The sequence below is a fragment of the Vibrio sp. 10N.239.311.G01 genome (assembly GCF_041465805.1).
Lineage (GTDB): Bacteria > Pseudomonadota > Gammaproteobacteria > Enterobacterales > Vibrionaceae > Vibrio > Vibrio crassostreae_C.
Genome location: NZ_JBFSRM010000013.1, coordinates 88,780 through 104,763, shown reverse-complemented (window position 1 = coordinate 104,763; position 15,984 = coordinate 88,780). Strand labels below are relative to the sequence as shown.

6 protein-coding genes are annotated in these 15,984 nt (G+C 41.0%); 3 read left to right on the top strand and 3 right to left on the bottom strand.

Translation table 11 applies throughout. The features are described from left to right. Nucleotide 1 precedes the first annotated feature (1 nt). A complete protein-coding gene (locus tag AB6D06_RS12560) occupies nucleotides 2–1,720 on the bottom strand; it encodes a hypothetical protein (protein ID WP_372110356.1) in 1,719 nt (572 codons plus the stop codon). A gap of 853 nt (nucleotides 1,721–2,573) precedes the next feature. Further along, the gene (locus AB6D06_RS12555; RefSeq protein WP_229647821.1) at nucleotides 2,574–11,381 is read right to left on the bottom strand and encodes a tandem large repeat; all 8,808 of its coding nucleotides are present in this window, start codon (nucleotides 11,379–11,381) and stop codon (nucleotides 2,574–2,576) included. A gap of 258 nt (nucleotides 11,382–11,639) precedes the next feature. Here AB6D06_RS12555 and AB6D06_RS12550 point away from each other — a divergent pair, with 258 nt between their 5' ends. The 3 genes from AB6D06_RS12550 (at nucleotide 11,640) to AB6D06_RS12540 (ending at nucleotide 15,154) form a co-directional block, all read left to right on the top strand. Further along, on the top strand, nucleotides 11,640–12,599 hold the full coding sequence (locus tag AB6D06_RS12550) for a peptidoglycan DD-metalloendopeptidase family protein (protein WP_229647822.1): 960 nt from the start codon (nucleotides 11,640–11,642) through the stop codon (nucleotides 12,597–12,599). Between the two features lie 311 nt (nucleotides 12,600–12,910). After that, nucleotides 12,911–13,846 (top strand): ribosome biogenesis GTPase YlqF, encoded by a 936-nt coding sequence (gene ylqF, locus AB6D06_RS12545; RefSeq protein ID WP_029405588.1) that lies wholly within the window; start codon nucleotides 12,911–12,913, stop codon nucleotides 13,844–13,846. A 282-nt stretch (nucleotides 13,847–14,128) separates the two neighbouring features. After that, nucleotides 14,129–15,154, top strand: a complete 1,026-nt coding sequence (locus AB6D06_RS12540) for a GGDEF domain-containing protein (RefSeq protein ID WP_229647827.1) — start codon at nucleotides 14,129–14,131, stop codon at nucleotides 15,152–15,154. Nucleotides 15,155–15,323: 169 nt separating this feature from the next. Here the strand turns inward: AB6D06_RS12540 and AB6D06_RS12535 are convergent, their stop codons facing one another. Next, nucleotides 15,324–15,869 (bottom strand): N-acetyltransferase, encoded by a 546-nt coding sequence (locus AB6D06_RS12535; protein ID WP_229647828.1) that lies wholly within the window; start codon nucleotides 15,867–15,869, stop codon nucleotides 15,324–15,326. Nucleotides 15,870–15,984: the final 115 nt, after the last annotated feature.

Here is a 15,984-nt window from a genome sequence, read left to right as displayed (position 1 = left end):
TTTATAATAGTTCCGTGAGTTCAATGTCTTGATAAATTACTGACATTAATACCGTTTTATCTGAGTTATGAGATCGACAATGACGGGTTAGATTGACCCGTTTGACTTCTGGTAGCCAACCACTAAACACAATTTCTTTACAAGACTGACCCACAAACTCGGCCTCACGCAAAAAAATCTTTTGGCTCCATGTTTCATCAACACACGTCAATTGGAAATAATCATCTGGTTGATCGCACTGGGGGTTACTTTTATAGGTAATTACGATGCCTTCGCTTGGGGAGTTAACAACAGCGGCAGCGACACCCTGCTCTTTTTGATTGACGACATTGTAATCTGATTTGCTTGGAGCTTGAGTATCTAAATCCGGCAACGAAATCACAGGTTCGGAGCTCGCATCAAAGTTGTGAGTACAAGAATAATCACTGAGGTTTACTTTAACCGCTTTTTCATTATTCCCGCTCTTTAACTCATTGAGTTGCTGAAAATTGAGCTGAGCCCGAGAATAATAAAGAGCAACATCACTTTGTACGCTACCGTTTATTTTGTATGGAAGCCAAATATGAGGCAAAGGAACACCAAGTGGCTCTCTCTTTGTTTTACTTCCAGCCTTAAATGGACTCAATTCGGTTTGAAGTAATTCTGTGTATGTTTCGCCTTCGTTAGGCCAATCAGCAACCACTACCTCAACTTCTTCTGCAGTAAGACCAAAAACACGGGCACAAGCATATTCGTTCAACACACCCTCGTAGACTTTTTTACCGTCTTGGTACAACTGAAACGCTTCCCCTGACAGAAATGCTTCGGAGTCTTCATCATATAAGCTGATATCGACCGATCTTTGAGGCGAGGACTTAGTGCTTTGATAGAGCGATAGATCGATATCAGAAAAGCGTCCGTCATTTTGAATTTGGATTTCTCTCCAAACTTCTGATTGCCAAACGACATAAACGTAACCACGATCAATCGATACATACCCTGAATCACCTTTATGAACAGGAACCACCGGCACCAACACGTTATCCCACTCATCCATCTGAGTCACTTTATCAACGGGTTGCAGGTCTTCGGTTAATTTAAGCAAAATTGGCTGAGGCTGATCGGAACAAGGGATTTTGATATATAGCGTTTTACGCTCTAATTCAAGATCTTTAAATGTAGCGAGGCTTCGGTGTTTATTTTCTCGATCTGACTTACCTACCGTCACTTTTTCTTTTTGAGTATCGGTAGTTCCTAACATCAGACAGCCAGCATTACTCGACCACTGACCAGCAAACTCAACGACGATTTTATGTTCAGGGGAAGGTTCAACCGGCGAGAAGTTGTAGTGACGTGCCAAAGGTACATCATCGACAACTTGCTGGTAGTTAGCTTTGTGAACGCGCTCTGCAGTACTATTGATCACCCGATCGACATGTAACTTCAGTCGGGGGAAATTTGCTAGCTGCTTACTCGTTAGTGGACGACGTCTCACATTGGATGAAAGACAAACCCAGTTCGCTTTTACAAGTTCTACTCGAATAGCCTTGAGCAGGCTGTGGACATTTTTTTTAGCCGACGCAGTAATCTGCTGAAGCAGAGTGCTTGGTAATTGAGCCAAGATGTCTTTAGGGGTGCGCACGCGCGAAAATAGCCCGACACACTCATCCGGTGTTAAGACATATTGAAGGTCGTTCGTACTGAGAGACGAACTAGATATAAATTTGCAAACTAAGTGCATTTGGATTCTCCACAACCTACAGATATATATAGTTGCGGTGATAACTAAGCTGATAAGGCTTAAAAAAACGATTTGGTTAAATAAATTCTACGCGTAATGGTTATAAATTTCAATAGATTAGAAGGAGTATCGTCAAAAACCATAACACTAGCAATAAAGCTAATTAAACAGGATAAATAGTCATTTCGTCTGACCAACTAAAAAGGCAAATCAATTTGAACGGATGTCACATAATAATCATTTAATTGCGTACTTAAGTAAATATGAACTAGACCAAACACACATATCTGGTGGAAGCATTTCATCGATTTAGAAGGTTATATTGAGCATTTTCTCATCTGTAAAAGAAAAAAAAGTGGGAATAAATTCCCACATAAACTTAGCCAATATAAATAGGATTTATTTTGGAACACTAAATTGGCTTAAAAGGGTGGTACTAAAGTACCAAAATGCAGAACACCACATCAAATAACGATGTGATATAAACACTATATATATTATGCATTTAATATCAAGATGGCACTTTTATAGAGATAACACCAAAAACTACTATGCAAAATATCTATACAATTGCCATTCTGATTACATCACCAGTTATATTAGTTATCTGACTAAAAATATGACTAAATAATGAAATAGGAAAAACAAAATAATTTTCATTTCAATGACTCAGCATCACTAAACTAATCAATATTGGGCACTGGTATACAATAATTTTCTTAATAAAATTGAGGGTAATAAAAATGATTAAGTCCACTGTGCATAATCAAATTCCTACAACCTGAGATACATTTGCAAAAAAGGTCTGCCGAATAGGCAGACCTTTGTCTAATCTTCCATATAACGATTAGCGTTACGCTGCTAGTTTTGTGCCCTTGTCGTAAATAAGCAGTTGTCGTAATAAACTTGGCACTACGACCACTGCAGCGTTCACATCCTTATTTAATGTAAATGTAGATTCAACCAAAGTAGCATCGGCTCCAAGTGCATTGGCACCATGTAGTGACACCGTCACAGACCCACCTTCGATTGGATCAAGAGTCAGTTCATATTGCCAAACTCCGTTTTCACTAACCAGCACCTCAGCATCTGAAACTTTAACTCCCCCACTGTCTGTGACACTTAGGCTCAACTTATCACCTTCAGAAAAACGAACCGTAGTACCATCGAGAATCAATGTGGGTGACTCTGATTCGTTAACATCGTTACCGCTGTTGATCGCAGAGATGCTAATAGTTGGCGTAATCGGCAGCGAATGTGTGCTGTCTTGCGCCCCCACGTTACCCAATAAGTCTTGGTAATCTTTCACCACCAAATCCACCGTCAAATCAGACGACGTCGCGACTAATACATCGACATTGCCCGTCCACACGCTGGCGTCCGCACTCTGCGTCAGCGAGATGACCGTACCACCTAACTCGGCACTGGCCGCTTGCAGCGCTTTATCGAACTTAAGACTGACCGATACGCTCTGACCTATCGCTTGGTGTTTTGGGTTAAACGTCACGCTCGTTAACGTCGGTACCGCTTGCGCGAGCGTAAAGCTTGCGCTTTCGCTTACTTGCACGCCTGCAGCGTTGGTGCCCGTCACAATAACGGTGTAGCTGCCGTTCGGTTGATCGCTGATGTCCACCGTACTGCTCCAAGCCCCACCGCTTGCTACGGTCGTAACGCCATTTTTCAATACCGTCTCATTGTCTTGCGCTTTCACTGCCAGGCGAAGCTCTTGACCATCAAAACGGGTCGAGGTGCCTGAGAAGGCCAAGTTCGCGGCATTGCTGCCGTCCACACTGCCCACCGGTGTGATGTCCAACGTTGGCGTGATAGGCAGCGAGTGTGTGCTGTCTTGCGTGCCCACATTACCCACTAGGTCTTTGTATTGCTCTGTAATCAAAGCCACTGTTAATTCATTAGTATCAGGCACTCGAACGTTACCCTTCCAAACTTTCTTATCAGCCGTAGCAGTTAGTGAGTTGATTTGATTACCACCAAGCATGGCCGTTACTTCTTGTAATTCCTTATCAAATTCAAGGGCTACTTGTACATCTTTGCCTACTTGCTGATGCATTGGATCAAATGTCACGCTAGACAGGGTTGGTAACACACCCTCAATCCCCAAAACCAAACTATCCCCTGTACCGGGGATAGTATTTACGCTTTCGTAACTATTATCACCGACTCGTATGGTTATGTTTTTGTTCTGTTTTTCAGGCGTTATGTAATTGACCGACCAAGTTATATTGTCTGTTGTACTCCATGATGCTTGCTTCAACTCGCCTGTATCATTGCCATCACTTGCTAAAATCTCTACATCTGAAAATTCAAATTGATTAACCTCTTCAGTGAAGGTAAACAAAAGTGGAATATCAACGCCACCAGCCAAAGGCATTGATGCTGCCGTTGATATTGTTAGCTCTGGAATACTTGCTGCTTCAACTTTTGTATTTAGTGACTTCTCGGTCTGGTGTTCAACTAAATCGTCTGCCGTTACATTTATTAGATAATCGCCAGGAGATAAAAGATAACGTATCAAGTAAGGGTCACCGTCTTTGGTCGGTTCTTCAATTGATTGTGGGTTTACCGGGGCATCGGTACCGTTTTCCGCAGTAGAACCAACACTGCTTAGATTTTTATCGAAGACGTATGCTCTTACATCCAAATAATATAGCCCTTCCTCTGGAATCATCGAATCCTGAGTACTGGTGATACTTGAAATGACCGGTGCTTGGTAATCAACAATGGATGCGATGCCTTCAGCATCGTAAGTCTTGTTGAGCACATTAAGGTCAATAATAACTCGCCCGATAGAATCGGTTACGGTTACTTTTTGCATATACTCAGCTTGAGCATCGATATCAAAAGTCATCGTATCTGAAGCTGTTGAAGAGGCTATTTCCCCAGAAAACTTAATCGTGTTACCTGAAACTGGAACCAAATCTATAGCATAGGAAGCAGCCTTTACATCCTCTCCCTCTTCAGAGGTAATGGTGAACGCTTGGCTATCATTAGTAAAAGCAAGCTTACCCCCTTGTAAACTCGTTATTCCATCAAAAGCCAAATCAATAGTTGGTATCCTAATGTCAATATCAGTCGTCTTATTTTGAGTCCAACCTACATTGTCAGTTGCTTCGACATTGACTCGTAAAGAATTCAACTCTTCTAACTCAGTTTTTGGAAGATCAAAATAAAGGTGTGAATTGTCGCCAATGTCATCTTTATCAAATACATATTTAGGATTAACTATTGTGTACTTAACCTTTGCTATACCGCTACCTTCATCCCACACAGAAAACTGAAATCTAACTAAGCTAGAATCATCCGGAGATTCATTGAGGGATACAGTGTCGTCAACATTTGGTAGGCTATTATCGACCATTACGCTGACTTCATCGCTTATAGACTCTCCCCATACATCAATAATTTGAATTTTAGGCTTGATAAATTGACCATCTAGTTTGTCATCTAATGGCGCGGTAAACGTCGAGCAAGAATAGTCATCCTCACACTTAGTGAAAGGGCCAAAGTTCTCTGGGTTATCATTCAAATTATATGACGCACCATCTAGAGTTGCGATGACATTTTCAAGATCAGAATTTTGTCCAACCTTCACCTTGAATTTCATTTCAAGGGTCTCACCTCGAATAATAGTATCTTCAGCAGGGCTGGTAATAGCGATTTCTAAATCGCCTTGGGCTGGAAGCAATAATTCTAACGCATGATCCGAACCTAAGTTTCCGGCGACATCAGACAAGTTCTTAATCGTGTATAAGTGCTGTAACGCCCCCGGAGAGAGGATATCGGCATACAACTCTCTATACGTACATGTCGTTATACCCAATTTAGAGCTACAACTATTTGGTTCAAAAGACACATTTAATCGATTTCTTACCAATAACGGTTCGTTACCATCACTAATATCCACACCAGAAAGATTGTCTTTGAAGCTCAATGTTAAGCTCAGAACTTTCTTACCTTCGGCGTTCAAACCAACGTCATTGCCAGTAAATTGATATGTGTCTTGTTCAACCGTAGGGGCATCGATATCCATCATATTAAAGCTGAATTTATTGACTGTTTCAGTATCATTCGTTCCTACTGTTTTCGTTATCAAAACCACAGGTGAAACAGACATATTCACATCAGTTGTAATGCTACACTTATAATTTTCTTGAGGATTAGTTATAACACCTGAATAAGCATTGTTCGAACCATCTTCCGGCACACCGTCTGAGGTGTAATTCTCTCTAACCCAACATTCTAATGTTTTTGCTTTTACCTCACCCGCAGGGCCAAATTCAACATTAAGGGTACTTCCCGATATATGACTTTGGAAGTCAGTCGGTTTTACGATTGACAGAGCAACACCTTGACGTTGCACATTGATACTTTCTGACCGTTCGGAAACAGGCCTTTCTTGTTCAGAGCTATAGCGAACGTTATTATATACTTTGAATTCCAACTGATAGGCACCATCTTCCGTTAGATCTGCCTCTGTCAACCTAGCTTCCCAAAGGCCACCTTTCTGAGAAAATGAGATATTGTTGGTTTGTTCCCCATATTTATAAGTACCTTCAACTAGCGGGATCCCGCTCTCATCTTCAGCATCAATACTTATAATTACAGGTTCAACACGAGTAATTTGTATCTGGCCACCAGAAGAAACTGGCGTGCCATCTTCATATGTGAAAGTAACCGAGTTAATAGTGGGCTTTGAGTTTTGAACTTTAACCACATAATCTATGCTTGTCGTATTCCCTCTAATGTCGGAACCACCTAATCTGATAGTGCGAATCGCACTATCACCATCGTTTTCACCTCTTAAAGGAATCTTCATATCTTCACCAACTAAGGTGCTTGCATCAGAGGGGTTTTCTTTGAAAGTCCAATACTCTAATGTTTCATTGTTAACACCGTCTGATGATGGTGTTCCCCTATCATTTAAATCTTGGGCTGAAAGATTGAATACATAATCACCAAGATAGAAACTTTCCGGATCAAACGCATTTAACTTTAGTGATGGGCCTTCACGATCTAGCAGAACAGTTCTAATTTCTGTTTCAGATTCAAACCCATATTCGTCTAGGGCTTTGAGGTACAGGTTAGCCTTTCTGTCTTCGCCAATCACTATAGTGTCACTTTGCGTTTCTGTAATTTCGATATCAAAGGGCTGCGTTGGATCTTTGGGGTCAATTGAACGTATTGCAGCGTTTTGACCTTGTTGCCAAAGTTCAACCTTAGATACATCAGAGTCGTCAGATACTGATGTAAGCTTTACAGTAAATGCGGTACCAAGAACATAGCTTTCACCTGAATTAGTGTCTAAAACCCAAGGGTCAGCTAATTCAATTACTGGTCCCTTGTTGTCGACCAAGAATTCAAATTCACCACTGTGTGTTCCCGATGGAAAAGAACTGTCTGTTGCTGTTACGTAGAAGAAGTTTTTCTCATTATATTTAAATGCCTCCGCAACTAGTCTCACCTCTACGTTAGGCTGCATGCCTAATAGATACGGCTCAGTACTCTCTTCAGGTTCTGTTTCGTAATGTTGCAAAGTGAAACGCCTGCCAGACTCTGACTTCATATCGACTTCAACCAAACTCCCTGGACTCAAGCTCCAAGTAATATCAGGTACCCAGCTAGTATTACCACCTAAGTGGTTAATAATTTTAGATCCGTTTACTACCGGACCTTTTGAATCAAGTAATACACTAAATTGAGGGGCATTGGTCGTCTGGCGGTTAACTATATTAGACAGATTGTCTTCAGCATTAACATACACTACCCAATTACCATCTTCTGGACTAATAATATTACCTTGACTGCTACATTTGTCTCCAGAGCATAGTTTTACCTTAAAATGATCCTCTGTATTACTTGAAAAATGTGAGTTAGCGTCATAATCATTATTAACACCGGTTGCCGAGTTGTAGAAAGTGAGCCCTCGCTCGTCCAATTTGTCTCCTACAATATCGTCAATGTTGAAAGTGAGTTCTTGAACATAATTGGTGTTCAAATAGACATTTTCGTCAATCGGATCACCATTACCATCGCTCGGGGGAATATAAGTCGCTAAAGGATAATCATTATCCACATACAAAGTTTCCGTATGTGGTTCCTCTCCATTGTAACCATAGCTATTTCCATGCTCATCCATTGCACTGGTCACAAGTGCAAACTCGACAATCCCTTTGAGATTTGAAGACTCGGTATTAAGGGTAAATAAATACTCTTTTTTATAATTATCACCACCTGACTCTCGAATATTCAGATCAATTGGGATTTCCGTATTCGGTTCAGTTTTCTTATACCACACTGTAACAAATAATGGCTGACTGCCTTCTTCCACGACAATGCCTGACGGATCTTCCAAAATAATCCGTGAATCTAAAACACCAGCAACGTACCGTTTATTTCCAACCCATGTTTCTCGGCCATTTTCGATACTTAGCGAAGGTTGAGGCGGTGATTTATCAATACTTTCGCCATCACCGTCTATAATCTGTTCGCCATCGAGGCTTGGGTTCGCCATTGATATCTGATCGGCGTATCGCTGAGCTAGGTTAGCTGCTACACCATACTTTTCAGTCATAATGTTATAGTATGATTGCGCTAAGTCATTACGGTAAGACTTTGAGCTAAATTCATATGAATCTAGAACTATTTTTTCACCCCCACTACCAATACCGTTAGCTTGGCCATCGTACTGCAAGTCATCATAGATAGCGGAAGCAAAATCAACAGAGTTACTTAGTAGCATATTGTTTATTTGGGTAATGTCATAAATCGCTTCTACTAAAAACCGATGAATATAATTATTAGGCAGTTTTTCCGGAATAGCACCTTTCAATATTTGATTCGTTGCATACGAAACGATCGTTGGGTCGAAACCAAAGAATGAATCGCTTCCACCAGCGAGAGCATATTGTACGTCGTCTAAAATTCGTGCGGCATTCTCTGGAGTCTTGTTTCCAGCTTCAACTTGATTCCATTGAGAGTCAAACAGTCCGGTTTGGTATGTTGCTAGCTCGGTAATATAAAAAGTCTTAGAACCATTAAGTTTAAAGTAGGCACCTATATTCGCGCTATTTAGGTTCACTTGTTCTGATTGTGTACCTGGATCACTCTCCCACTTGTAGTAATACGGTTGCGTATTACCATCAATACCGATTAACCGCACTCGCATAAAGTCGTAGTTAACTACATCAGTTGTTGTTTCACATCCAGCAACATCGAGTGCTTTATTTGTTCCATCACTTTCTAAGTGCTGAATCGTGGTACATCTTCCTAGCGAGGTAAACTCTCCCTTCGAGTTTAATCCCTCCAATTGCACACTAGCCCCGATAAATGGAGTAACGATCGTTATTGTCGGCAAGTCGAAGCTACTACGAAAATAAACTTCTTGCTCAGCACTTTCATTTTCAGACTCGTCAATAGTTTGAATCACTAGTTTTTGACTGCTGTTCTCGGACGTCGAAGCGAAGTTGTCACCAAGTATTTCTTTTACAAAAGGAACATAATAGATAACCTCATTTACGTGTCCTTCAGTATCAGAGATAGTTTCGTGGGGTATGTTAGCGGCAGAGGCTACGGTATCGGTTACCTTCTGAAGCACGTAGTTATTATCATTGTTTGCGCTTACTAAATACTTAACAACTAGCTTAAGTTTGTCGGCACTAGATCCTAACCCCATATCCCCGTTGCCATCTGAGACTCTGACACGAACATATGGAATTTTGTTATCTTTGAGGTCGTTGACATTAAAGTCACTAAAATCGACATCGGGAATTGAGTTTAAAATCCCCTTGCTCGCGTAAATGTAATCAATCTTCAAATAATCACGAGTGGATTGAACCGTTTCTGATGTGTAGGTGTCTTGCGTATAAACATCTTCTTTAGTTACGCGTTCCCCATCAACACTAACGTTGACATAATTCATTGGAGCATTCTCTGGGTAGCTAATCACTTGCGCCGGCGCTTGATCATCACGAACGACTTCGTGAACTTCCTTACCAATATTCCCGTTGCTATCGGTGGCTTTAATTTCAAATGTTGTTATCGATACGAATTCATCGGTTGAATATCCCTTACTGAATTCACAGGCACTGCCTGACTCTAAAGTTATATGACCACAAGAAACGCTATCATCTAAACCGCCTTTAAATGAAACCGTTACCGAATCAATCTCTTGCGAGTCTTCTTTTACAGTGCCTTTAAGCACATACTCTTTTGCACTGTTGTTTATAGAACTAGCCGAGGTTACTTCAATTACCGGCGCATTGTTGTCCCATTCAAAGTTTACATAATGGCCAACATCTCGCCCTTGAACTAATTCGTTACCTAAGACGTCAGTCGTATAAAAAACCAAACGTGCCGCAGTTACATTTGAGAGTCCCGTATCCGAATCAACTTCTACCGCGTCAATGGCTTTTGTGTCTACACTTACTTTAATACTTGTTTCTCTAAGACCAGATTCAAAGCCGTCGAACTCCAAGAAACAAAACTCACTATCCGAAGTTTGTTCATCGTCACACTGACTCTCGAGAGACCAGACACCGTCCAGTTGGTATTCAAGGTACGCTGAAACACCTTGAACACCAATTTCATCATTGAGCTTAATATCCACTTTATCGAGACCTGCCAATACATCACTGTCTGTTCTAGACACTGTAGGCGCTTCGGTATCAATTTCGGTTTCATCGCGAGGAGGGATCACACCGCCAGTACCGCTATTGGTGCCTTGGTCATTAATCTTACGGCTAAACTCAACATAGTCGTCTGCGTCTGTTCCTGAAATATTTAAGTTAGGATCATTGACGACAATTAGAACATGCTGTGCCAAATCGTGAGTGTAAATATCACTAGAGACTTTTTGTTGACCGAAGGTTAAAGGGGTTACCCCTCCCGACACAGTACTTATTTCCAGCCCATCAAGAAGACCATCGGCAATGACATCTCGATATTGGATATCAGCCAAATGCATCGATGTGTAAATATTACTCTGAGTATCACCGTATTTTTGAATTAGGTCGTACGAATAAGAAGAATAAGCGGTTAACAAAGCACCATATTGGTGACCGGATGTAGCAAAACTACTTTGACCACCTTTGGTTATGTCTATCGGTGTAGTTTCATTGACATCGAAACCATACATATCGTTAATGCTATTTAATGCTTCTGAGATAGCAGTAGAGCCTGACACTCCCTTGCCTACTTTGTATTGAGTTAAACCTGAAACGATGTTCGTCAAAGGGGTCAGCATTAAGTTTTGATCACGCCCTTCTTTGTAATTGAGCATGGCTTCTAAACGCAGTGTTTTGCCGTTACTGACAGACACTGTATTTTTCGTTAAGGGATCGGTATAACTGCCTTCTTTAGCTACGATGAAAAGTGGCATCGATGAAGATTCAAATTCAACCTTGTAGTCACCAAAAGCATCGGAAGTCGTACTTGCTAACTTCCTACCTAGGTTTCCATCCTTGTATTCAAACACCTCAATTTTCGCACCGCTCACAGGAGCGTCAAAAACGTTACCTGAGATGCTTCCGGTATTCCTTGCTGGCGGGGTGTTATCACCTCCGCCTTCCCCACCGCCACATGCGCTTAAGATAAGCGACGTAACAATAAGACCTAATGTTGATTTCAACGTATTTTTAGTGAACATAGTTTTCTGGCAGAGTATATTTTTCCGCGATTATATTATCGTCTAAGATTTTCTCAACATGACATAATAACTACTTATAAAGTACAGTTTAGCTAAATCAAAAGGTGAAATGTTTGTTTTTTATCTCTCTAAAAACACACCCTATACCTTTAGCTAGTCATTACGAAGGAATGAACTAAAATAACATGCAAAAAAAACAAATAAATATTATGATCTAATTCTTATTTTTATCCATTAACCGAATTTTATTGATAATTTATGTATTTGAAAATAAATAGCCATTTAAGTCGCCGTACCCTTTCCTTTGGCCTTTTGATGGTTTTTTTGATCGTTTCAACAGCCATATCGCTAAGCTACAATCATTCAAATACTGATAAAAAACAGGCACCTAAAATAGCCAAGCCCAAAAGCATTCATATTCCAACCCCAGCTCCGACATCTGAAATGGTTTCAGGGGTTGTGAAATACTCTTTTGTCAGTTCTATACTATCCTCTGGTTTGACGAACAATGAATTAAAATCACTATTGAGTCTATTAGGTGATAATTTTGACATTATTAAATCAGTTAACAACGGTGATAAGTTTTCAATAAAAACCCAACATGATGGTACAAAAACAGAATATGTCAGTGCTTTTTACTATTTAGGTAGTGATATAGAATTTTTTGCTATGAGAGGGGCGGATGATAATATCTATAACGAAAATGGATATAAAATAAACAATGACTATGTATTCCCTCTTGCTAAGCATTATCGAGTGAGTTCATCATTCGATTTAAACAGGAAACACCCTATAACGAATCGAATTGCACCTCATTTTGGAACGGATTACGCGACACCTATTGGCACAGAGATTCATTCGTTGTCCAACGGTGTCGTTTTGAAGTCTCGATATAACCGTTTCGCAGGTAACTACTTAACCATAAAACACACTGATGGAAACTATGCGCGCTACCTTCATCTTTCAGAAAGACATGTCTTAGCTGGGGAATACATCACTAAAGGTCAGATAATCGGTCTTACTGGGAATTCAGGCCGAACAACTGGACCTCACTTGCATTTAGAGCTTTCGGTTGCTGGAGTACCAGTTAACTTCGAACAATATATCAACGCAGACAAAAGCTACAACGACCAATTTATATACATTGCTCAAGCTGAACGTAAGCAGCTAATAAAAAGCCTAGCTCAATCTGTACAATCAAACCAACCTCCAACATAGAGTTCCCCTAGTAATATTCGATTTGCCTTTGAGGCAAACCAAGCAAATACTCGCATTATTTATCTCTGAATAGGAGACTCAGATAACGCGTTGTCTCACTAACTCATTTCAAGTTGTTAGCAGTTGAATCAAAGACTTAGCCGCATAAGTACTGCGTTCTAAATTGTAACTTAATAGTCAATTTCAATTGAACTCCCAAGAATCTTTGCGCAAATGTCTTTTTCTGTAGTTCTTCTAGGCGATATAGCGCTTTACACGCCCTATCGAACCCTTACAATGTGCAGCAAATATATTTATCAAGGTTTATCTCTATGTCTATTCAATGGTTTCCGGGTCACATGCATAAAGCCCGTAAAGAAATCGAAGAAGTTATCCCACAAGTTGATGTGATCATCGAAGTACTGGACGCTCGTATCCCGTTCAGTAGTGAAAACCCAATGATCTCTTCACTGCGCGGCGATAAGCCTTGTGTAAAAGTGCTGAACAAGCGTGACCTTGCAGATCCTGAACTGACTCAACGTTGGATTGAGCACTTCGAGAAGGAGCAAGGCGTTAAAGCGATTGCGATTACGACTAGCGTAAAAGAAGAAGTTAACCACGTTATGGAGCTGGTACGTAAACTGGCACCGCACCGTGAACAGATGGGCAAGAATATTCGTACAATGATCATGGGCATCCCGAACGTGGGTAAATCGACCATTATCAACTGCTTGGCTGGACGTACGATCGCGGTTACTGGTAACCAACCTGCGGTAACTCGTCGTCAACAACGTATCAACCTGCAGAATGGCGTGATCCTTTCAGACACTCCAGGAATCCTTTGGCCTAAAGTAGAAAACCCACACAGTGGCTTCCGCTTGGCTGCAACAGGTGCTGTAAAAGATACAGCAATGGAATACGATGAAGTGGCATTCTACACAGTAGAATACCTAGCAAAGCAGTACCCTAACCTTTTGCAAGAGCGTTACCAAATTGAAGAGCTGCCAGAGTCTGACATCGAACTGATGGAAGCGATTGGCCGTAAGCGTGGTGCACTTCGTGCCGGTGGTCATATCGACATTCACAAATGTTCAGAAATCCTGCTTCACGAATTGCGTAATGGCACTTTAGGTAAGGTAACGCTTGAGTTGCCAGAAATGATCACACAAGAGCTGATCGAAGTTGAAGAAGCGGCTGCGCTGAAAGCGGAACAACAGATTAAGAAAAAAGAAGAGCGTCGTAAGCGTTACCTGAAGAACAAGCGTTAATCGCGATTAGTTTTTATAATCTGCTTTAATTTCTGTTTACCACTCTTACACCAGCCTCTAGATATTCACGCTCTATCGATAATAGAGCGTGAATATTGCCCGCTACCGTTTGTTGATCTAGCTAACATACTGACAAATCTATAGAAATGGTCGTTTACAATCCCAAAGACTGTGACATACTACGCAAATTATTGTGTATCAATCTCGGCTAATTTCTCAATGCGCTCTTATTCTGGGTTCAAGAATCAAAGATTTAAAACCTATTTCGATAATGAAATTTATTTGCCGTACATAAATTTCATCTACATCCCTATCTCAATATTCTGTGCTTTTATCGTCACCGACTACATCCACTTTGGTAGCGAGTGCATTACGCCTATCATTTTCCGAGTCATACTTTTTTTATTGATGATGGCCGCCGCCAGATACTGTATTACAAACAAACCCAACGTTTTGAAACTCGTAGAAAGTGCCTTCCTTGTAATTAGCTCACTTTTCTTGGTCTATATCGGTCGACTAGCCATCGAGCTGAACAACTTCGATTACCAAGGTGGCATCATTTTAGTGATGATCTACATTGGTACGTTTTCAAGATTGTCAGCCAGATACAGTATATCTACGCTGTCGTTTATCTTTTTGGCTTATCTCATCGGCCTTGCGCCACTGCTTTATGAAGCGGAGCCAGAGCATGAAATAGAAACAATTTCCGTTTATATCTCGGCTTACATCCTAATCTCAGCGGCCTGTGTTAGACGTGACCTGGAAGTACACAAACGTTTCGCTCAATCCGAGCAACTCCGCAAACAAGCGATTCAGCTTCGCAAGCAATCTAATATGTTCGAGGCCCTTTCCTATCAAGACGCACTAACGGGCTGCTACAACCGCCTTTATCTTCATCAGGTGATAGAACCGAGCATAGACCGTCAGCGATCCATTACATCGCTCATGATAGATATTGATCATTTCAAATCGATTAACGACACCTACGGCCATCAAATGGGTGACATGGTGATTAAAGAACTGGCCGATGAGATTCAAAAACGACTACCGACTAGCAGTAACTGCTTTCGATACGGCGGTGAAGAGTTTTTGGTGCTGGTCCAAGGAGAAACCGAGGCTTCAATTGAATCGCTGGTTAATGCCCTTTTAGAATCCCCTACTCGCCTTAGATTAGAAGTAACAATTTCAATCGGTGTGAAACATGCCCATCAAGCCCTTGGTTCTGTCGAGCAGCTTATCGACGACGCTGACCAAGCACTCTACATTTCGAAAAAAGGCGGTAGGAATAAGATCACATGGTGTGATTAATCGCCCAATATTTCACGCATCTTTGCGAATCATTAAAACGACCACTAATTCAATCAAAAAAGCCCCGAGCAACTTAATACTCGGGGCTTTTGTCTTTGTTCTTCTGCTTTAAAATAGCTTCGTTAAGAACCTGCTACTCAGCAAAAAAACAGTATTCAACAAGAATCGACTAAGAATACACAACGCTCGCTGTTTTCTGTTCAAGTTCAACGGGAGAGCTCCAAGAAATCACTTTTTCATTCACTTGGCTGCCACATGGTGCGTTCCAAACTTGCTCTAGTTCTTCTTTGCCACCAATCGCCTGATAAAAAGCAATCGCTTGGTGGTTCTCAGACATCACCTCTAGGTAAAGCCCTGAGTCCGAATAGTATTGCTGCAACCACTTCGACAATTCAGACAACAGACGCTTGCCTACACCTTGTCCACGATAATTATTATCTACATGTAACGCATCGATGAACGTACCACGCTCAAAGTTGTGATTACCGAACGCGCAGACAAAACCAACCAGTAAACCGCCTTCCTCAAGCAATAAAACATGTTGGTTGAAAGGAGGATTAATCAAACGAGTCTGCCAAATAACAGATCTGTCCTCCAAAACATCATGTTCTAGGTAATCATCAGCAAGAATGCCACGGTAATATAGCTTCCAGCTATCCGCGTGTAATTGGGCAATCCGCTCATAATCTTTATATTCAGCTACCTTAATTTCCATTTATTAGCCCTTAGTACTTCCATTTATGACTTGCTACTACATTTCACACTACCTTTATACAATATTTAAGCAAAACATACTAATACACGTTTACACTTTCAATATTGACTTACAC